15 protein-coding genes are annotated in these 18,701 nt (G+C 73.3%); 8 read left to right on the top strand and 7 right to left on the bottom strand.

The window, feature by feature from the left end; translation table 11 throughout:
• The first annotated feature begins 60 nt into the window (after positions 1 to 60).
• The 3 genes from RM812_RS21985 (at position 61) to RM812_RS21975 (ending at position 5,809) form a co-directional block, all read left to right on the top strand.
• Complete coding sequence (locus RM812_RS21985) at positions 61 to 3,792, top strand: ABC transporter ATP-binding protein (protein ID WP_311574936.1); 3,732 nt, start codon at positions 61 to 63, stop codon at positions 3,790 to 3,792.
• Positions 3,793 to 3,888: 96 nt separating this feature from the next.
• Positions 3,889 to 4,281, top strand: coding sequence for a hypothetical protein (locus tag RM812_RS21980; RefSeq protein WP_311574935.1), 393 nt, complete (start codon positions 3,889 to 3,891; stop codon positions 4,279 to 4,281).
• 103 nt (positions 4,282 to 4,384) lie between these two features.
• Positions 4,385 to 5,809 (top strand): S28 family serine protease, encoded by a 1,425-nt coding sequence (locus RM812_RS21975; protein ID WP_311574934.1) that lies wholly within the window; start codon positions 4,385 to 4,387, stop codon positions 5,807 to 5,809.
• A gap of 67 nt (positions 5,810 to 5,876) precedes the next feature.
• Here RM812_RS21975 and RM812_RS21970 read toward each other — a convergent pair whose 3' ends face one another.
• The 3 genes from RM812_RS21970 to RM812_RS21960 all read right to left on the bottom strand — a co-directional run bounded on the left by RM812_RS21970 (position 5,877) and on the right by RM812_RS21960 (position 10,031).
• On the bottom strand, positions 5,877 to 6,527 hold the full coding sequence (locus tag RM812_RS21970) for a hypothetical protein (protein ID WP_311574933.1): 651 nt from the start codon (positions 6,525 to 6,527) through the stop codon (positions 5,877 to 5,879).
• A 124-nt stretch (positions 6,528 to 6,651) separates the two neighbouring features.
• Positions 6,652 to 8,499, bottom strand: a complete 1,848-nt coding sequence (locus tag RM812_RS21965; RefSeq protein ID WP_311574932.1) for a glycoside hydrolase family 3 protein — start codon at positions 8,497 to 8,499, stop codon at positions 6,652 to 6,654.
• Between the two features lie 581 nt (positions 8,500 to 9,080).
• On the bottom strand, positions 9,081 to 10,031 hold the full coding sequence (locus tag RM812_RS21960) for a LysR family transcriptional regulator (RefSeq protein WP_311574931.1): 951 nt from the start codon (positions 10,029 to 10,031) through the stop codon (positions 9,081 to 9,083).
• 130 nt (positions 10,032 to 10,161) lie between these two features.
• Between RM812_RS21960 and RM812_RS21955 the strand changes: the two genes are divergently transcribed.
• Both RM812_RS21955 and RM812_RS21950 read left to right on the top strand, forming a co-directional pair.
• Positions 10,162 to 11,106 (top strand): EamA family transporter, encoded by a 945-nt coding sequence (locus RM812_RS21955; RefSeq protein ID WP_311574930.1) that lies wholly within the window; start codon positions 10,162 to 10,164, stop codon positions 11,104 to 11,106.
• A complete protein-coding gene (locus tag RM812_RS21950) occupies positions 11,103 to 11,786 on the top strand; it encodes a GNAT family N-acetyltransferase (protein WP_311574929.1) in 684 nt (227 codons plus the stop codon). The genes RM812_RS21955 and RM812_RS21950 overlap by 4 nt, the downstream gene beginning before the upstream one ends.
• Here the strand turns inward: RM812_RS21950 and RM812_RS21945 are convergent.
• Together RM812_RS21945 and RM812_RS21940 are read right to left on the bottom strand one after the other, a co-directional pair.
• A complete protein-coding gene (locus RM812_RS21945) occupies positions 11,770 to 12,570 on the bottom strand; it encodes a sugar phosphate isomerase/epimerase family protein (RefSeq protein ID WP_311574928.1) in 801 nt (266 codons plus the stop codon). The two genes, RM812_RS21950 and RM812_RS21945, sit on opposite strands and share 17 nt — an antisense overlap.
• A 168-nt stretch (positions 12,571 to 12,738) precedes the next feature.
• Positions 12,739 to 13,785: a LacI family DNA-binding transcriptional regulator gene (locus RM812_RS21940; protein ID WP_311574927.1), complete on the bottom strand. Its 1,047-nt coding sequence runs from the start codon at positions 13,783 to 13,785 to the stop codon at positions 12,739 to 12,741.
• Between the two features lie 195 nt (positions 13,786 to 13,980).
• Here RM812_RS21940 and RM812_RS21935 point away from each other — a divergent pair, with 195 nt between their 5' ends.
• The 3 genes from RM812_RS21935 to RM812_RS21925 are packed head-to-tail and all read left to right on the top strand — an operon-like array spanning position 13,981 to position 17,128.
• Positions 13,981 to 15,132, top strand: a complete 1,152-nt coding sequence (locus RM812_RS21935) for a Gfo/Idh/MocA family protein (RefSeq protein ID WP_311574926.1) — start codon at positions 13,981 to 13,983, stop codon at positions 15,130 to 15,132.
• Positions 15,129 to 16,277, top strand: a complete 1,149-nt coding sequence (locus RM812_RS21930; RefSeq protein WP_311574925.1) for a dihydrodipicolinate synthase family protein — start codon at positions 15,129 to 15,131, stop codon at positions 16,275 to 16,277. Before RM812_RS21935 ends, RM812_RS21930 begins: the two co-directional genes overlap by 4 nt.
• On the top strand, positions 16,277 to 17,128 hold the full coding sequence (locus RM812_RS21925; protein WP_311574924.1) for a sugar phosphate isomerase/epimerase family protein: 852 nt from the start codon (positions 16,277 to 16,279) through the stop codon (positions 17,126 to 17,128). Before RM812_RS21930 ends, RM812_RS21925 begins: the two co-directional genes overlap by 1 nt.
• A gap of 184 nt (positions 17,129 to 17,312) precedes the next feature.
• On the opposite strand, the gene rbsD is transcribed toward RM812_RS21925, so the two are convergent.
• On the bottom strand, positions 17,313 to 17,702 hold the full coding sequence (rbsD, locus tag RM812_RS21920; RefSeq protein WP_311574923.1) for a D-ribose pyranase: 390 nt from the start codon (positions 17,700 to 17,702) through the stop codon (positions 17,313 to 17,315).
• A 58-nt stretch (positions 17,703 to 17,760) separates the two neighbouring features.
• Positions 17,761 to 18,666 (bottom strand): ribokinase, encoded by a 906-nt coding sequence (locus tag RM812_RS21915; RefSeq protein WP_311574922.1) that lies wholly within the window; start codon positions 18,664 to 18,666, stop codon positions 17,761 to 17,763.
• Positions 18,667 to 18,701: the final 35 nt, after the last annotated feature.

Genomic DNA, 18,701 nt, shown 5'->3' with positions numbered 1-18,701 from the left:
GCCCGTGTTGGTGCCTTCCGGTAGATCAGGTGAGAAGGACGACCGACCGGAGGGCACGGCGTGGACGCGCAACGGGGATGGGCACGACGACTGGCGGGCTACGCCTGGCGCTATCCCAAGGACGTCGTCCTCGCCCTCGGCGCCTCGCTGGGCGGCATGGCCGTCATGGCCCTGGTCCCGCTGATCACCAAGGTGATCATCGACGACGTGATCGGCGACAAGACCAGGGACATGGCCGTGTGGGCCGGCCTCCTGACAGGCGCCGCCGTCGTCGTGTACGTCCTGACCTACATCCGCCGCTACTACGGCGGCCGACTCGCCCTCGACGTCCAGCACGACCTGCGCACGGACATGTACGGGACCATCACCCGGCTCGACGGGCGGCGGCAGGACGAGCTGTCCACGGGGCAGGTCGTGGGGCGGGCGACCAGTGACCTCCAGCTGATCCAGAGCCTGCTGTTCATGCTCCCGATGACCATCGGGAACGTCCTGCTCTTCCTGATCTCCCTGGTCATCATGGCGTGGCTGTCACCCCCGCTGACGCTCGTCGCGCTCGCCGTCGCGCCCGCCCTCTGGTTCATCGCCCGGCGCAGCCGCACCCGCCTGCACCCCGCCACCTGGTACGCCCAGGCCCAGGCCGCCGCCGTCGCCGGCGTGGTCGACGGCTCGGTGAGCGGCGTACGCGTGGTGAAGGGCTTCGGGCAGGAGGAGCAGGAGACCGGCAAGCTCAGGGAGGTCGGGCGCAGGCTCTTCGCCGGGCGGCTGCGGACGATCCGGCTGAACGCCACCTACACCCCGGCCCTCCAGGCCGTGCCCGCCCTCGGCCAGGTCGCCATGCTCGCCCTCGGCGGCTGGCTGGCCGTACGCGGGAACATCACGCTCGGCACCTTCGTCGCCTTCTCCACCTACCTCGCCCAGCTCGTCGGCCCGGTCCGCATGCTGGCCATGGTCCTCACCGTCGCCCAGCAGGCCCGCGCGGGCACCGAACGCGTCCTGGAGCTGATCGACACCGAACCCTCGATCGAGGACGGCCGCAAGACCCTCCCCGCAGACGCGCCCGCGACCGTCGAGTTCGACGACGTCGCCTTCGGATACGGCTCGGACTCCGGGAAGGGCACTCCCGTCCTCGACGGCCTCTCGTTCGAGATCCGTCCCGGCGAGACCCTCGCCGTCGTCGGTTCCTCCGGTTCCGGCAAGTCCACGGTCTCGCTGCTCCTGCCGCGCTTCTACGACGTGACGCGCGGCGCCGTCCTCGTCGGCGGCCACGACGTGCGCGAGCTGACCCTCGACTCGCTGCGCGCCGCGATCGGGCTCGTGCCCGAGGACTCCTTCCTCTTCTCCGACACCGTGCGCGCCAACATCGCCTACGGCCGTCCGGACGCCACCGACGAGGAGATCGAGGCCGCCGCGCGGGCCGCGCAGGCCCACGGGTTCATCAGCGACCTGCCCGACGGCTACGGGACCACCGTCGGCGAGCACGGCCTGACCCTCTCCGGCGGCCAGCGCCAGCGCGTCGCGCTCGCCCGCGCGATCCTCACCGACCCCAGGCTGCTGGTCCTGGACGACGCCACGTCCGCCGTGGACGCCCGGGTGGAGCACGAGATCCACGAGGCGCTGAAGGAGGTCATGCGGGGCCGCACGACGCTCCTCATCGCCCACCGCCGCTCCACCCTGGGCCTCGCCGACCGCATCGCCGTCCTCGACCGCGGCCGTCTCGCCGACCTCGGCACCCACGAGGAGCTCCAGGAGCGGTCCGCGCTCTACCGGCGCCTGCTGACCGACCCCGACGAGCTCGGCGGGGTGTCGCCGGGGCACGCCCCGCCCGCGGCACCCGCCGAGGACACCTCCGTACGCGACGAGCTGGACGCCGAGTTCGACGCCGAGCGCGGGGTCACCCCACGGCTGTGGACCGGCGACCGCACGCCGAAGGACACCGCCCTCGCCGGCACCCCGGCCACCCCCGAGCTCCTCGCCCAGGTCGACGCGCTGCCCCCGGCGGACGGGACCCCGGACGTCGACGAGACCCGGGCGGTCCAGCCGGAGGAGTCGTACGGCCTGCGCCGCCTGCTGCGCGGTTTCCGCGCCCCGCTGCTGATCAGCCTCGCCCTCGTCGCCGTCGACGCCGGGGTGGGACTGCTGCTCCCGGTGCTGATCCGGCACGGCATCGACGAGGGCGTCACACGGGTCGCCCTCGGCGCGGTCTGGGCGGCCTCGCTGCTGGGCCTGCTCGCCGTGCTCGCCCAGTGGGCGGCGCAGAGCGCCGAGATCCGCATGACCGGCCGGACCGGGGAGCGGATCCTCTACTCGCTCCGGTTGAAGATCTTCGCCCAGCTCCAGCGGCTCGGCCTCGACTACTACGAGCGCGAGCTGACCGGCCGGATCATGACCCGGATGACGACGGACGTGGACGCGCTGTCGACGTTCCTGCAGACGGGGCTGGTGACCGCGTTCGTCTCGGTCGTCACCTTCTTCGGCATCCTGGTCGCCCTGCTGGTGATCGACGTGCAGCTCGCGCTGGTCGTCTTCGCGACGCTGCCGCCGCTGATCATCGCCACGTACTTCTTCCGGCGGGCCAGCGTGAAGGCGTACGAACTGGCCCGCGAGCGGGTGTCCGGCGTCAACGCCGACCTCCAGGAGTCGGTGGCCGGGCTGCGGATCGTGCAGGCGTTCCGGCGCGAGCACGACGGGGGACGGAGGTTCGCCGAGCACAGCGACAGCTACCGGCAGGCCCGCATACGGGGACAGTGGCTGATCTCGGTCTACTTCCCCTTCGTGCAGCTGCTGTCCTCGGCCGCGGCCGCCGCCGTGCTGATCGTCGGGGGCGCGCGGATCGACGACGCGACGCTGACGACCGGCGCGCTGGTGGCGTACCTGCTCTACATCGACCTGTTCTTCGCGCCCGTGCAGCAGCTCTCCCAGGTCTTCGACGGCTACCAGCAGGCGTCCGTCTCCCTCGGGCGCATCCAGGAACTGCTGCGGGAGCCGACCTCCACCCGGCCCCCCGAGAAGCCGCTCGACGTCACGTCCCTGCGCGGCGAGATCGCCTTCGAGGACGTGCACTTCACGTACGGTGACGAGGAGGAGGCGCTCACCGGCATCGACCTGCGCATCCCCGCCGGGCAGACCGTCGCCTTCGTCGGCGAGACCGGCGCGGGCAAGTCGACCCTGGTCAAGCTGGTGGCCCGGTTCTACGACCCGACGGGCGGACGGGTCACCGCCGACGGGCAGGACCTGCGCGACCTCGACCTCACCGCCTACCGGCACCGGCTGGGCGTCGTCCCGCAGGAGGCGTACCTCTTCCCCGGCACCGTCCGGGACGCCATCGCCTACGGCCGCCCGGACGCCACCGACGCCGAGGTGGAGGCGGCGGCACGCGCGGTCGGCGCCCACGAGATGATCGCCACGCTGGAGGGCGGCTACCTCCACGAGGTCGCCGAGCGCGGCCGCAATCTCTCCGCCGGGCAGCGGCAGCTCATCGCGCTGGCCCGCGCCGAGCTGGTCGACCCGGACGTACTGCTCCTCGACGAGGCGACGGCGGCCCTGGACCTGGCCACGGAGGCGCAGGTCAACCAGGCCACCGACCGCCTCGCCGGCCGTCGTACGACCCTTGTGGTCGCACACCGGCTGACCACGGCCGCCCGCGCGGACCGCGTCGTCGTCATGGACCACGGGCGGGTCGCCGAGGACGGCACGCACGACGAGCTGCTGGCGCTGGACGGACGGTACGCGCGACTGTGGCGGACCTTCATCGGTGCGGCCGAGCCGGAGGAGCCGGCCCGCGCGATGCGATGACACCCGCGCAAGCAGCTGACACTCGCGCAACCATTCGACACATGTCGTGCGTCCGTACATCCGTACGTCCGTGACCGTCGTACGGAGGGGACCCCAGTGGGTCAGGGTGGTGCTGGAATACGCCGGCGGCTGGCGCTCGGCACGGCCGTGCTGACCGCGGCCGGGCTGCTCACCGTCGCCGTGCCGCAGGAGGCGCAGGCCGCCGCGGCCTGCCCGGGCCGCAAGGTCCGCACGCTCCCGTTCGCCACCGGCTCCGTCCTCGTCTACAAGCGCGGCGGCTACGTCTGTGCCGTCACCGTCCCCAAGAAGCCCGGTACCAGGCGGCAGATGTCGGTCAGCGTGCAGGCGCGCGGCGGACGGCCGGTCGTGGACGCGGGGCAGTACGCCTACCGGGCGGGGCCGGTGACCGTGCACGCCGGGAAACGCTGCGTGCGGGTGAAGGGCGAGGTGTCCCGGGGCTCGGTCGGCTCCGGCTGGATCCTCTGCTGAAGCGGCCCCCGCCACTCCCGGCGGCCATTTCCTCATCTCCCCTGGTGTACGGGTGACTTGCTCCGATAGCTTCCGGCGCACATCTGTTTCACAGGGAGGGTGCATGCGCAAGGCGCTCAGATGGCTGCTGGCGTTCGTGGTGCTCGTGGGCACCGCCGGCACGGCGGGCGCGGCCACCGCCGCCGAGCCGAAGGCCGTCGACATCAAGGACCGGCTGCTGTCCATACCGGGCATGAGCCTGATCGAGGAGAAGCCGTACACCGGCTACCGCTTCTTCGTCCTCAACTACACCCAGCCGGTCGACCACCGGCGCCCGTCCAAGGGCACGTTCCAGCAGCGGATCACCGTGCTGCACAAGGACGTGACGCGTCCGACGGTCTTCTACACCGGCGGCTACAACGTCTCCACGAACCCCAGCCGCCGCGAGCCGACCCAGATCGTGGACGGCAACCAGGTCTCCATGGAGTACCGCTACTTCACCCCGTCCCGGCCCGCGCCGGCCGACTGGTCCAAGCTGGACATCTGGCAGGCCGCCAGCGACCAGCACCGCGTCTTCGAGGCGCTCGAGCCCGTCTACTCCCGGAACTGGATCTCCACCGGCGGCTCCAAGGGCGGCATGACCGCCACCTACTACGAGCGGTTCTACCCGCGCGACATGGACGGCGTCGTCGCCTACGTCGCCCCCAACGACGTGGTGAACCGCGAGGACTCGGCCTACGACCGCTTCTTCGCCCGCGTCGGCACCGAGGAGTGCCGCGACCGGCTGAACGGGGTGCAGCGCGAGGCGCTGGTGCGCCGGGCGCCGCTGGAGAAGAAGTACGCGGCGTACGCGGCGGAGAACGGCTACACCTTCGACACCATCGGCAGCCTCGACCGCGCGTACGAGGCCGTCGTCCTCGACTACGTCTGGGGCTTCTGGCAGTACAGCACCCTGGAGGACTGCGCCGACATCCCGGCCGACGCCGAGAACGCCACCGACGACGTGATCTGGGACTCCGTCGACACGATCTCCGGCTTCTCCGCCTACACCGACCAGGGCCTGGAGACCTACACGCCGTACTACTACCAGGCGGGCACGCAGCTGGGCGCGCCCACGATCCACTTCCCGCACATCGAGAAGAAGTACATCCGGTACGGCTACCAGCCGCCGCGCAACTTCGTGCCCCGGTCGATCCCGATGACGTTCGAGCCGCGGGCGATGCGGGACGTCGACACCTGGGTGAAGAACAACGCCCGCCGGATGCTCTTCGTCTACGGCGAGAACGACCCGTGGGGCGCCGAGCCCTTCCGCCTCGGCCACGGCGCGCGGGACTCCTACGTCCTCACCGCGCCCGGCATGAACCACGGCGCCAACGTCGCCGGCCTGGTGCCCGAGCAGAAGGCCCTCGCCACGGCCCGCATCCTGGACTGGGCGGGCGTCGCCTCGGCCAAGGTCCAGGAGAACCCGTCGGCGGCCAAGCCGCTGGCGGCCTTCGACGCCGAGCTGGACCGGCGGGACGTGCAGCGCGAGCAGTCGCTGCGCCCGTAGCCGGCCCGTGAGTCCGTAGTCGGTCCGTAAGCAAGTCCGCAGCCGTGCCCGGCCGTTGCTGAGACGTTCACAGCGGCCGGGCGCAGCCCACCGGCCGTTCGCCGCCGAGGCGGACGTACAGGCCGGTCGAGGCGGGGCAGTCCGCCCGGACGGTGACCGCGTCGACCACCTTGAACTGCGGTTTCCGCTCGCCCGTTCCGTCGCACGCGGCCTCGCGGACCTTGCCGTCCCCGGCGTCGCGGACGCAGTCGCCGACGATGGTGCGCGGGCCGCCCCCGCCGCCCGGGTCGCCGGGGTGCGGGGGCTGAAGCCTCCGCATGCAGGCGTAGCCCTGCGGCACGGCGCCGTCGCCGTCCTCGTCGGCGGAGGGCCGCTGCTCGCTGATGTGCAGCACGAAGTCCGTGGTCGCCGGGCACGGCGGCCCGTCGCCCGCCCGGCCGCCCTCCCGGGCCACGACCCGCGCCGCCGCCCGCTCACTGCCGCACGGCACCTCGGTGAAACCGGCCGTCCCGAACGAACTGCACTCGTCGATCGCCAGGAACACCGCCCCGTACCCGGAGGGCCGGACGGCCGCCGAGGCCGGCGTCGACGACCCGCCGAGGCGTCCCTCCCCGCCCGCGTCCCCCGCGCCGGACGGGCCGCGGCAGCCCGTCAGCAGCGTCGTGGCGCACAGTGCCGACAGCGCGCAGAGCACTCCCGCGGCCCATTTCTCACGCATCGCCGTCCCCCCGGATCCCCGGTCCAGCGTGACCCGCCGCAGCGGGCGCACGCCAGACGCGCGGGGTGCATTGCGCCCGGGCGACGGGGGCGCCCCCGGCGCGTGGCGTAGGGCGCGCTACGTCCTACGACCGGTACGACAGCCCGTGCCCGAGGGGGAGGAGCACCGTCGCCGGATCGTCCGCCCGCACCACGGGCACCGGCAGCTTCCCGCGCGGCCGTACCCGCCCCGCGATCACCCGGGCCGCCGCCCGCACCTCGACATCGGTCCAGGAGTAGGCCGCGAGGTAGGCGGGGACGTCCGGGAGCTGGGCCACGTCGTACGGATTGCGGATCGCGACCGCGACCACCGGCTTCCCGGTCGCCAGCAGCCGTGTGACGAGGGTCCGCTGGCTGCTGCCCGCCGTGACGTTGTAGGTGGCGACGACCACCGCGTCGGCGTCCCCGGCCACCGCGACCGCGCGGTCGATGACGGCGGCGGAGGGCGCGGTGCCCGTGGACAGGGCGGTGGCCGTGAAGCCCAGTTCCGTCAGCGCGCCCGCGAGGACGCCCGTGGGCGGGCCGGTCGTGCCGGACGGGGAGGCGGGATCGGCGCCGACGACGAGCAGCCTGCGGTGGTCGGACCGGGACAGCGGCAGCAGCCGCCCCTCGTTGACCAGCACCGTGGTGGTCCGCTCGGCGATCCGGTCGGCCGCGGCCAGGTGCGCCCGGGTGCCGACGGTGCGGTCGACGTCCCGCCGGCTGGTGTAGGCGTCCCGGAACAGGCCCAGCTTCGCCTTCAGCCGCAGCACGCGCAGGATCGATTCGTCGAGCCGCGCCTCGGTGAGTTCGCCCTCGCGCACGGCCGTCAGCACGGCGTTCCAGGCGAGGTCCAGGTCGGGCGGGTTGAGGAGCTGGTCGACGCCCGCCTTCAGCGCCAGCACCGGTACGCGCTCGTCGCCGTACTTCGACCGTACGCCCTCCATGCCGAGGGAGTCGGTGACCACGACCCCGTCGTAGCCGAGTTCCTCACGCAGGATGCCGGTGAGGATGGGGCGCGAGAGGGTGGCCGGGTCGCCGGAGTCGTCCAGCGCGGGGACCATGAGGTGGGCGGTCATGATCGCGTCGATGCCGGCCTCGATGGCCGCGCGGAAGGGCGGCGCGTCCAGCTCCTCCCACTGCTCGCGGCTGTGCGTGATGACCGGGAAGCCGGTGTGGCTGTCGGTGGCGGTGTCCCCGTGCCCGGGGAAGTGCTTGGCACACGCGGCGACACCGGAGCGCTGGTACCCCGTCACCTCGGCGGTCACCATCCCCGCCACCGCGTCGGGATCGGCGCCGAAGGAACGGACGCCGATCACCGGATTGGCCGGGTTGACGTTCACGTCGGCCACGGGGGAGTAGTCCTGGCGGATGCCCATCGCGTGCAGTTCGGCGCCCGCGATCCGGCCGAGCGTGCGGGCGTCGGACCGCGACCCGCCGGCGCCGACGGCCATCGCGCCGGGGAACAGGGTCGCCGGCTCGCCCACGCGAGCGACGATCCCGTACTCCTGGTCGGTGGAGACCAGCACCGGAAGGCCGCGCGGCAGCTCCAGGGACGCCTTCTGGATGCCGTTGGACAGGTCCGCGATCTGGTGCGGGTCGCGGGTGTTGTGCGCCCAGGCGAAGTAGATGACGCCGCCCACCCGGTACCTGGCGATCAGCTCGGCCGCGGTGCGGACGCCGAGCTCCTTGAGGTTGGCGTCGATGTCGGCCTGGTCGGGGGCGGTGGCGGAGTGTCCGTACACCCGCGTCACGAAGACCTGTCCGACCTTCTCCTCCAGTGTCATGCGGGAGATGAGGGCGCGGAGCTTGTCGTCGTCGGGCCCGCGGCCGTCGGCGTACGCGGTGCCGCCGCCGGCCGCGAGGGCCGCGGTGACGACCGCGGTGGCGGTGAGGACGGTACGTCTGGAGGGCTGTGCGGTGCTTCCCGGGCCGGCCGTGCTGCTGTGGTGCACGTGCGCTCCTTCCGGAGTGATCCGCTGGGGAATCGCTGGAGAGCTGCTGAAGGAAACTTCCAAGGAGCCACCAATATCCGGGAAGTTTCTGCCAGTCAAGGGAGCGCACAGGAGTCGCCCGAAGCGGTGGCGAGGAGGCCCGAGGGGCCGCCGTCGGCGCCAGGGAGGGGGGCGCGCCGACGACGGCGTGCTGCCGGCCGCGGTACGGCGGAGAGGGTGGTCGGCGATCGCAGCCGGCAGCGAGGCCGACACCGCACCGTTCGGACTCGTCCGGCAGCGTGCGGATTGGACGGACGCGGCCCGGACGGGGTTCCCGGCCGGGCCCGGGAATCCCAAGTCGGTACGGGCGGGGTCACCGTGACGGATGAGGCGGCGCCGGGCGATGGGCACGGCTACGGGCGATGGGCACGGCTACGGGCGATGGGCACGGCTACGGGCGATGGGCACGGCTACGGGCGGCGTGGCGCGGCGGGGTGCCTTCGCGGGCCCGCCCGCTTCCCGGCCCACGCCTTCCTCCCTTCGCCGCGGACCGGGGCCCACCCGGTCCGCGCGGAGCCGCCCCCGCGCGGCGCACCACCTGGTCAGGCGGGGGTGGGGCCGTGTGAGGGGGGTACGGTCGGGGCGGCGTGGGCCGACACGGTCGGCCAGTGCTCCCGCAGCGTGCGCACCGTCTCCGCGATCGCCGGACGGCGCGCCGCACCCGTGCGCCACAGCGCGTACAGCCGCCGTACGGGCATCGGGTCGAGCGGCACCTCCACCACCCCGGCGGGCAGGGGCCCGCGCCCCAGGCGGGGGATCAGCGCGACGCCGAGCCCGGCCGCGACCAGCGCGACGAGCGTCGGGTTCTCGTCGGCCTGGTGGACGATGTCCGGCTCGTGCCCGGCGCCCCGCAGGGTCCGCAGCAGCCAGTCGTGGCAGACCCGCCCGGGCGGCTGGCAGATCCACCGCTCCCCGCCCAGCTCCGCACGCCGTACGGCGGCCCGCCCCGCGAAACGGTGCCCCTCGGGGACCAGCAGATCGCACAGGTCGTCCCCGATCCACGCCTGCTCCACCCCGGCCGGGGCGGGCAGCGGGGCGATGTCCCAGTCGTGCGCCACGACCAGGTCGACGGCGCCCTTCGCGACCAGGTCCACCGACAGGTGCGGGTCGACCTCGGTGAGCCGGGCGTCGAGCGCGGGATGCCGGGCCGCCAGGTCGGCCAGCACGGACGGCAGCAGGCCGCGCGCCGCCGAGGCGAACGCCGCCACGGTCAGCCGCCCCGCCGGCACCCCGCGCCGCTCCTCCAGCCGGGTCTCCGCCCGCTCCACCAGGGTCATCAACTCACGGGCCGTGGCGGCCAGGTGCCACGCCTCGTCGGTGAGCCGCACCCCGCGCCCCTCCCGCTCCAGAAGCACGGTCCTCGTCTCCCGCTCCAGCTTGGCGATCTGCTGGGACACGGCGGACGGCGTGAAGCCGAGCGCGGCGGCGGCCGCGCCGACGGTGCCGTGCACGGACACGGCGTGCAGGGCACGCAGACGCTGGAGGTCGAGCATGACGACTCCCGGGCTCGGACGGTCGGCGAGCGGTTCGCGACGGGTTGGATGCTTCGGTTAGCGATGCTTCATCCAACCATGCAGCAATCATCGCTGGTGCTTCACGGTCGCGGAAGGTGATCCTCGACGCATGCGACCTTCCCACCTGTGCCTCGCCGTCCTCGTCGCCGCCGTCTGGGGCGTGAACTTCACCGTCATCGAGATCGGCCTCGACCACTTCCCGCCGCTGCTCTTCTCCGCCCTGCGCTTTCTGGCGGCCGCCCTGCCCGCCGTCTTCCTCGTGGGCCGCCCGAAGGTGGCCTGGAAGTGGATCGCGTCGGTGGGCCTGGTGCTGGGCGTGGCGAAGTTCGGCCTGGTGTTCGTGGGCATGGACGCGGGGATGCCGGCCGGTCTGTCGTCCCTCGTGCTGCAGATCCAGGCGGTGTTCACGGCGGTGATCGCGGCGGCGGTCCTGGGCGAACGCCCCACCCGGGTACGGGTGCTGGGCATGCTGGTGGCGCTGGCCGGCATCGGCGTGGCAGCGGTCGACGAGGGCGCCTCCGGCCCGCTGGGCGCCTTCGTGATGGTCGTCGGCGCGGCCGCCGCGTGGGGCCTGTCCAACGTCCTGACCCGCAAGGCGTCCCCGCCCGACGCGCTGAACTTCATGGTGTGGGTGTCCACCGTCCCGGTGCTCCCGCTGCTGGCCCTCTCCCTGCTCACCGAGGGCCCGTCCGAGGACCTCGCGGCCCTGCGCGGCCTGGACTGGCAGGGCGCGGGCACGATCCTCTTCGTCGCCTGGGTCTCGACCGTCTTCGGCTTCGGCGCCTGGGGCTGGCTGCTGCGCCGTCACCCCGCCTCCACGGTCGCGCCGTTCTCCCTCCTGGTTCCCGTCTTCGGCATGTCGTCGGCCGCCCTCTTCCTCGGCGAGTCGGTGACCCCGCTGCGCTGGTGCGCGGCGGCGCTGCTGGTGGGCGGGGTGGCCCTGACGACGCTCACCCCCGCACGGCGCGGCCGGGCCCGGATGCCGGAGGTGAGGGCGACCGGACCGGAATTCGTTGGACGGCCCCCCGCACCGGCGGAAGAATCCGTCCGGTGACATTCACCCTGAACGGCCCGGTCCTCGAAGGCACGCTGGTACGACTGGAGCCGCTGGACCACCGGCACGCGGCCGACCTGGCGGTGGCGGCGGAGGAGGACCGCGACACCTACGCGTTTACGTGGGTGCCGACGGCCGACGAGGTGGGCGCCTACATCGACGCCCAGTTGGCTCGGGCGGCCACCGGACGGCTGGCGCCCTACGCCCAGGTGTCCCTCGCCACCGGGCGGGCGGTCGGCGCCACCGCCTACTGGGAACCCCGGTCCTGGCGGACGGACGACGCCCTCGACGCGATCGAGGTCGGCTTCACCTGGCTGGCCCGCTCGTCCCAGGGCACGGGCGTGAACGCCGAGGCCAAGCTGCTCCTGTTCCGGCACGCCTTCGAGGTCTGGGACGTGTCCCGGGTCGACCTGAAGACCGACGCCCGCAACGACCGTTCCCGCGCCGCGATCGAATCGGTCGGCGCCCGGTTCGAGGGCGTCCTGCGCAACTGGTCCCGCTCCTGGGCGCCGGGCGAGGACGGCCGGTTGCGCGACTCCGCGATCTACTCGATCACGGCGGCGGAATGGCCGCAGTGCCGGGAGCGGCTGGAGCGCCGGGTGCGTTCCGCGGTGCCGACGCCCACACTCCCGCCCGCGCCGACGCCCGCGCCCGTGCCCCCGCTCACGCCGCGTCGCTGAGCAGCCGGGTGAGGTGCTCGCGCCCCGCGTCCAGCAACGGGGGCAACGGGGCGGCCGACTCGTACCACCGCTTCTCGTACTCCCAGCACAGCCAGCCGTCCCAGCCGTGGCGGGAGAGGACGTCCACCACCTCGGTGAGCGGCAGCACACCGGCGCCCAGCGGCAGCGGGGTGGTGTCGTCGGGGGAGGCGATGTCCTTGACCTGGACGTAGCCGAGGTACGGGGAGAGGGCCAGGTAGCTCTCGGAGGGCTGCTCGCCGCCCAGCCAGGTGTGCATCACGTCCCACAGGGCGCCGACCTGGCGGTGCCCGACCAGGCCGAGGACGCGCATGGCGTCGGCGCCGGTGCGGTGCGAGTCGTGGGTCTCCAGCAGGACGCGCACGCCCAGGTCGGCGGCGTACTCGGCGGCCGTGCCCAGCCGCCGGGCGGCCGTCGCGTCGGCCTCCTCGGGGCTCTGGTCGGTGCCGCCGCCGGGGAAGACCCGGACGTACGGGGCGCCCAGGTCGCGGGCCAGCTCGAGCAGGGCACGGATCTCGGTGACGACGGCTTCGTCGTCACCCGGGGCGGCGACCCGCGCGTACCCCGCCACGCCCAGCAGCTCGACGCCCGCCTCCTTGAACCGGGCCGTCACCGCGGCCCGTTCGTCCGGACTCAGCCCTGGATGCACCGGTTCCTCGGGGTGGGTGCGCAACTCGACACCGTGGTAGCCGTGCGCGGTCGCGAGCCCCAGGACGTCGGTCAGGGGCAGGCCGGGGACACCGAGGGTGGAGAACGCCAGCTTCATGCCCCCGGAGCGTACCCGCCCCGCCGCACCGCACTCCTCCTCGCGGACAGCAGCGCGTCGCGGCGGTGCATCCAGCCCGTCCGGCGTGCGAGGACGAGGCCGTCCAGGCCGAAAGGTAGCCCCCGGCGAGGCCGGTACGAACGCCGAGGACCCCGGAGCGACGGCGTCCTACCCCCGAGGAACCCCGGAGGACCCCCGCACCATCAACTCCCCCCGCACCGTCGCGATCCCCCCGGGCGGCGCGTCCTCCCGCCCCATCGCGATGCGCCCCGCCCGCGCCCCCGCCTCCGCGAGCGGCAGCCGGACCGTCGTCAGCGCGGGCACCGCGTCGATGCTGAACGGCAGGTCGTCGAAGCCGGCCACCGAGACGTCGTCCGGGATCCGCAGCCCGGAGTCGCGCAGCGCCGCGCACGCCCCCAGCGCCACGGAGTCGTTCGCGGCGACGACCGCCGTCAGCTCCGGGTCCCTGCGCAGCAGCTCGAGTGTGGCCTCGTAGCCGGACTGCCGGTCGTAGCGGCCGTGGACCGACCAGCGGGGGTCCTCCTCGATGCCGTGCGCGGCGAGCGCGGCGCGGTGCCCCTCCAGCCGGTGCCGGGTGGTGGTCCGCTCCTCGGGTCCCGCGATGTAGCCGAGCCGCCGGTGGCCGAGCCCGATCAGGTGCTCGGTCAGCTGCCGGCCGCCCCCGCGGTTGTCGAAGGTCAGCGCGATCGCCCCGGTGTCCGGGGCCGGCGGGCGCCCGCACAGCACGACCCGCGTCCCGGCCTCCACCAGCTTGCGCAGCTTCGTCGCCACGGCCGCCTGGTGCGCCCCGTACTCCATCGCCCCGCCGGTCAGCACGACGGCCGCCGCCCGCTGCCGTTGCAGCAGCGTGAGGTAGGTCAGTTCGCGCTCGGGGACGCCGCCGGTGTTGCAGACCACGGCGAGTCTCTCGCCGCCCGCTCTGCCGCCCGGCCCGCCGATCTCGGACTGGACGGCGCCGGCCATGATGCCGAAGAAGGGGTCGGCGATGTCGTTGACCAGGATGCCCACCAGGTCGGACGTCGCGGCCGCCAGTGCGCTCGCCGGGCCGTTGAGCACGTAGTCCAGCTCGTCGACCGCCTTCAGCACCCGGTCCCGGGTGGTGGCGGCCACGGGATAGTTCCCGTTCAGCACGCGCGACACCGTCGCGGGGGAGACCTGGGCGCGGGCCGCCACGTCCGCCAGGGTCACCGTCATGTCCTCGTCCTCCGCATCGCGCCTGTCGAACGCCGTCCCGGGTGACCTTACGGCCACCGCCCGCCGTCGTTCGCTCCGTCGAACAACTCACCCGGACCACGCTCTTGTCCGGACCACCGTCCACAGGCTAGCTTCGGTATACATAGAAAGCGCTTGCTGTACGGCTTGCCGCATTGTTCGTACGAAGGGAATGACGTGACACGCAAGACGGTGCGTATCGCCATGAACGGTGTGACCGGGCGCATGGGCTACCGACAGCACCTCGTCCGCTCCATCCTGGCCCTCCGCGAACAGGGCGGCCTCGATCTCGGCGACGGCACCGTGCTGTGGCCGGAGCCGATCCTGGTCGGCCGCCGCGAGCACGCGCTCAGGGCGCTCGCCGAGCGGCACGGCCTGGAGCACGTCTCGACGGACGTGGACGCGGTCCTCGCCGACGAGAGCGTCGAGATCTACTTCGACGCCCAGGTGACCTCGGCCCGCGAGGAGGCGATCAGGAAAGCGATCGCCGCGGGCAAGCACATCTACACCGAGAAGCCGACGGCGACCGGTCTGGACGGCGCCCTGGAACTCGCCCGCCTGGCGAACGACGCCGGGATCAAGCACGGCGTCGTCCAGGACAAGCTCTTCCTCCCCGGCCTGCTCAAGCTCAAGCGCCTCATCGACGGCGGCTTCTTCGGCCGGATCCTGTCCGTGCGCGGCGAGTTCGGCTACTGGGTCTTCGAGGGCGACTGGCAGGACGCCCAGCGCCCCTCCTGGAACTACCGCGCCGAGGACGGCGGCGGCATCGTCGTCGACATGTTCCCGCACTGGGAGTACGTGATGCACGAGCTGTTCGGCCGCGTGAAGTCCGTCCAGGCCCTCACCGCCACCCACATCCCGCAGCGCTGGGACGAGAACGGCAAGCCCTACGACGCCACCGCCGACGACGCCGCGTACGGCGTCTTCGAGCTCGACGGCGGCGCGATCGCCCAGATCAACTCGTCCTGGGCGGTCCGCGTCAACCGCGACGAGCTGGTGGAGTTCCAGGTCGACGGCACCGAGGGCTCCGCGGTCGCCGGCCTGCGCAACTGCCGCGTCCAGCACCGCTCCGCCACCCCCAAGCCGGTCTGGAACCCGGACATCCCCGCCACCGAGGTCTTCCGCGACCAGTGGCAGGAGGTCCCGGACAACGGCGAGTTCGACAACGGCTTCAAGGCCCAGTGGGAGCTGTTCCTGCGCCACGTCTACGCCGACGCCCCCTACCACTGGGACCTGCTGGCCGGCGCCCGCGGCGTCCAGCTCGCCGAACTGGGCCTGAAGTCCTCCGCCGAGGGCCGCCGCCTCGACGTACCGGAGATCGCGCTGTGACCCTCCACCTGCCCGACGCGAACGGCACCCTGCGCGCCTACGAGCCGCGCACCGAACCCCTGGCCATTTCCGGGGGAAGCGCTTTCACCTCCCGTACGGTCTTCTCGGCCGCGCACGTCGTCGCCGACCCCTGCGCGGACACCACGCCCGACGGACCCGCCGCCGTCGACTGGGACGCCACCCTCGCCTTCCGCCGCCACCTGTGGTCCCACGGGCTCGGCGTCGCCGAGGCGATGGACACCGCCCAGCGCGGCATGGGCCTGGACTGGGCCGGAGCGGCGGAACTGATCCGCCGCTCCGCCGCCGAGGCCAGGGCGGTCGGCGGCCGCATCGCCTGCGGCGTCGGCACCGACCAGCTCACCGCCGGCACCCTCGACGAGGTCAGGGCGGCGTACGAGGAGCAGCTCGCCGTCGTCGAGGAGTCGGGCGCCCAGGCCATCCTGATGGCCTCCCGCGCCCTGGCCGCGACGGCGAAGAGCCCCGAGGACTACCTGGAGGTCTACGGGCACCTGCTCCGCCAGGCCGCCGAACCGGTCGTCCTGCACTGGCTCGGCCCGATGTTCGACCCGGCCCTGGAGGGCTACTGGGGCTCGCCCGACCTCGACGCGGCGACGGACACCTTCCTGGAGGTCATCGCCGCCCACCCCGACAAGGTCGACGGCATCAAGGTCTCCCTCCTGGACGCCCAGCGCGAGATCGACCTGCGCCGCCGCCTCCCGCAGGGGGTGCGCTGCTACACCGGCGACGACTTCAACTACCCCGAGCTGATCGCCGGCGACGAGCAGGGCTTCAGCCACGCCCTGCTCGGCATCTTCGACCCGCTGGGCCCGCTGGCGGCCGAGGCGGTCCGCGTCCTCGACACCGGGAACACGGAGGGCTTCCGCGCCCTCCTCGACCCCACCGTCGAACTCTCCCGCCACCTCTTCCAGGCCCCGACCCGCTTCTACAAGACCGGCGTGGTCTTCCTGGCCTGGCTGGCGGGCCACCAGGGCCACTTCACGATGGTCGGCGGCCTCCAGTCGGCCCGCTCCCTGCCGCACCTCGCGCGGGCCTACGAACTCGCCGACGGCCTCGGCCTGTTCCCGGACCCGAAGCTCGCCGAGGAGCGGATGAGGAACCTGCTCGCGCTGTACGGGGTGAACTGATGAACGACCAGCTGTCCCGTTTCTCCATCAACCAGATGACCGTGAAGCAGCTCTCGCTTCCGGAACTGGTCGACGCCTGCCAGGAGCTGGGCATCGGGGGCGTCGGCCTGTGGCGTGAGCCGGTGCAGAAGTACGGTGTGGAGGCCGCCGCCAAGCTCGTGCGGGACGCGGGCCTGAGCGTCACCACCCTGTGCCGGGGCGGCTTCCTCACGGCGATCGACCCCGTCGAGCGGGCCGAGGCGATGGGCGACAACCACGCCGCGATCGACGAGGCCGCCACCCTCGGCACGGACACGCTCGTGCTGGTCTCCGGCGGACTCCCCTTCGACAGCAAGGACCTGCGCGGGGCCCGTGAGCGCATCGCGGACGCCCTCGCGGTCCTCGGCCCCTACGCGGCCGAGCGCGGGGTCCGCCTCGCCATCGAGCCGCTGCACCCCATGTTCGCCTCCGACCGCTGCGTGGTCTCCACCCTCGCCCAGGCGCTGGACATCGCCGAGCGCTTCCCCGCGAACCAGGTCGGCGTCACGGTCGACACGTACCACATCTGGTGGGACGACCGGGCGCCCGAGCAGATCGCCCGGGCCGGGGCGGGCGGCCGCATCCACACCTTCCAGCTCGCCGACTGGACCACCCCGCTGCCCGAGGGCGTCCTCAACGGCCGCGGCCAGATCGGGGACGGCGCGATCGACATGCGGGAGTGGAAGGGGTACGTGGACGCCGCCGGGTACACCGGCGCCATCGAGGTCGAGCTGTTCAACGAGGCGCTGTGGGCGCGGGACGGGCGTGAGGTGCTCGCCGAGACGGCGGCACGGTTCGCCGCGCACGCGGGGGAGACGGGGACGGAGGAATAATCCCGGCGACCCGCGCAACCGTTCCGACGCTCAGCGGGTCGTACTCGGCATCAGAACCCATGGGGGTCCGAGGGGGGACCTGGGGGGACCTCGGGGGGATCACGGGGTTCTGAAGGGGACGGGGAGGGAACGCCGAGGGGGGGCCCGGTCGTCGACCGGGCCCCCCTTGAAGCCCTCCCGGTGGTCAGAAGAAGACCCCGCACCGCAGCAGCACGTTCGCGTACGGCCGGGCCTCCCCGGTACGGACCACGAGCCGTGCTCCCGCGGACAGTTCCTTGAGGCGTTCGTGCGGGACCAGGTCCAGGGCGGGGAAGTACCCGCCGAGCAGCGCGGCGGCCTCCGCGTTGGCCTCCCGGACCTCCGTCGCCGCCGTCGCCCCCTCGATCACCAGCTCGGCGAGCAGGCCGTCCAGCACCTCCGCGAAGGAGGGCACCCCGGCGCGGAACGCCAGGTCGACGACGCGCGGTCCGTCCGGGATCGGCATGCCCGCGTCGCAGACCAGGACCCCGTCGCCGTGGCCGAGTTCGGCCAGGGCCGCGGACAGATGGCGGTTGAGTATCCCGGCCTTCTTCACAGCGCTTCCCCCGTCACGGCTTCCCCCGTCACGGCTTCCTGCGTCACGGTCCCCTCGCTCACAGCGCCTCGGCCTCCGCCGCCGTCGGGTACGACGCCTGCGCCCCCGCCTTCGTGACGGCCGCCGCGCCCACCCGGGCCGCGTACGCCGCCGCCTCGGCCAGTGAGGCGCCCGTGCCGAGCCGCCAGGCCAGCGCCGCGGTGAACGCGTCGCCCGCGCCGGTCGTGTCCACCGCGTCCACCTTCACGGACGGGACGTGGGAGACTCCCTCGGCGGCCGACGCCACCAGCGCGCCCTCCGCGCCCAGCGTCACGACCACCGAGCGCGGCCCCTTGGCCAGCAGGATGCGGGCCCAGTCCTCGGGGCGTTCGCTCACACAGGACTCGCCGAGGATCACCCTGGCCTCGTGCTCGTTGACGATCAGCGGGTCGCAGGCCGCCAGCACCTCCGCGGGGAGCGGACGCGGCGGCGACGGGTTCAGCACGAAGCGGCTGTCCGGCGCCAGACTCCGGACCACCTCCACGACCGTCTCCAGCGGGACCTCCAACTGCGCCGAGACCACGCGGGAGGCGTGGAAGAGGCTCGCGGCGGCGCTGACGTCGCCGGGTGCCAGGCGGCCGTTGGCGCCCGGCGAGACCACGATGCTGTTGTCCCCGGACGGGTCGACGGTGATCAGCGCGACGCCGGTCGGGGCCCCGCCCACCAGGACGCCGACCGTGTCGACACCGGCCGCCCGCTGCGAGTCCAGCAGCAGCCTGCCGTACGCGTCGTCACCGACCCGGGCCAGCAGGGCCGTACGCGCCCCGAGCCGGGCGGCGGCCACCGCCTGGTTCGCGCCCTTGCCGCCCGGGTGGACGGCCAGGTCGGAACCGAGCACCGTCTCCCCGGCCCCCGGCCGCCGCTCGACGCCGATCACGAGGTCGGCGTTGGCCGACCCCACGACCAGGAGGTCGTAGTCGTACATGAATCGCTCTCCGATCCGACTGATCCGAGTGAACC

The sequence above is a fragment of the Streptomyces lancefieldiae genome (genome assembly GCF_031845825.1).
In the GTDB taxonomy this organism is placed as follows: Bacteria; Actinomycetota; Actinomycetes; order Streptomycetales; family Streptomycetaceae; genus Streptomyces; species Streptomyces lancefieldiae.
The sequence above is the reverse complement of the archived record's forward strand: the minus strand, read 5'-3'. Positions and strand labels throughout refer to the sequence as shown.

What these genes read in the sequence shown, in the direction of transcription:
- RM812_RS21975 (WP_311574934.1), top strand. Translation starts at nt 4,385, where the DNA reads ATGCGCAAGGCGCTCAGATGGCTGCTGGCGTTCGTGGTGCTCGTGGGC.
- RM812_RS21970 (WP_311574933.1), bottom strand. Translation starts at nt 6,527, where the DNA reads ATGCGTGAGAAATGGGCCGCGGGAGTGCTCTGCGCGCTGTCGGCACTG.
- RM812_RS21960 (WP_311574931.1), bottom strand. Translation starts at nt 10,031, where the DNA reads ATGCTCGACCTCCAGCGTCTGCGTGCCCTGCACGCCGTGTCCGTGCAC.
- RM812_RS21955 (WP_311574930.1), top strand. Translation starts at nt 10,162, where the DNA reads ATGCGACCTTCCCACCTGTGCCTCGCCGTCCTCGTCGCCGCCGTCTGG.
- RM812_RS21945 (WP_311574928.1), bottom strand. Translation starts at nt 12,570, where the DNA reads ATGAAGCTGGCGTTCTCCACCCTCGGTGTCCCCGGCCTGCCCCTGACC.
- RM812_RS21940 (WP_311574927.1), bottom strand. Translation starts at nt 13,785, where the DNA reads ATGACGGTGACCCTGGCGGACGTGGCGGCCCGCGCCCAGGTCTCCCCC.
- RM812_RS21925 (WP_311574924.1), top strand. Translation starts at nt 16,277, where the DNA reads ATGAACGACCAGCTGTCCCGTTTCTCCATCAACCAGATGACCGTGAAG.
- RM812_RS21915 (WP_311574922.1), bottom strand. Translation starts at nt 18,666, where the DNA reads ATGTACGACTACGACCTCCTGGTCGTGGGGTCGGCCAACGCCGACCTC.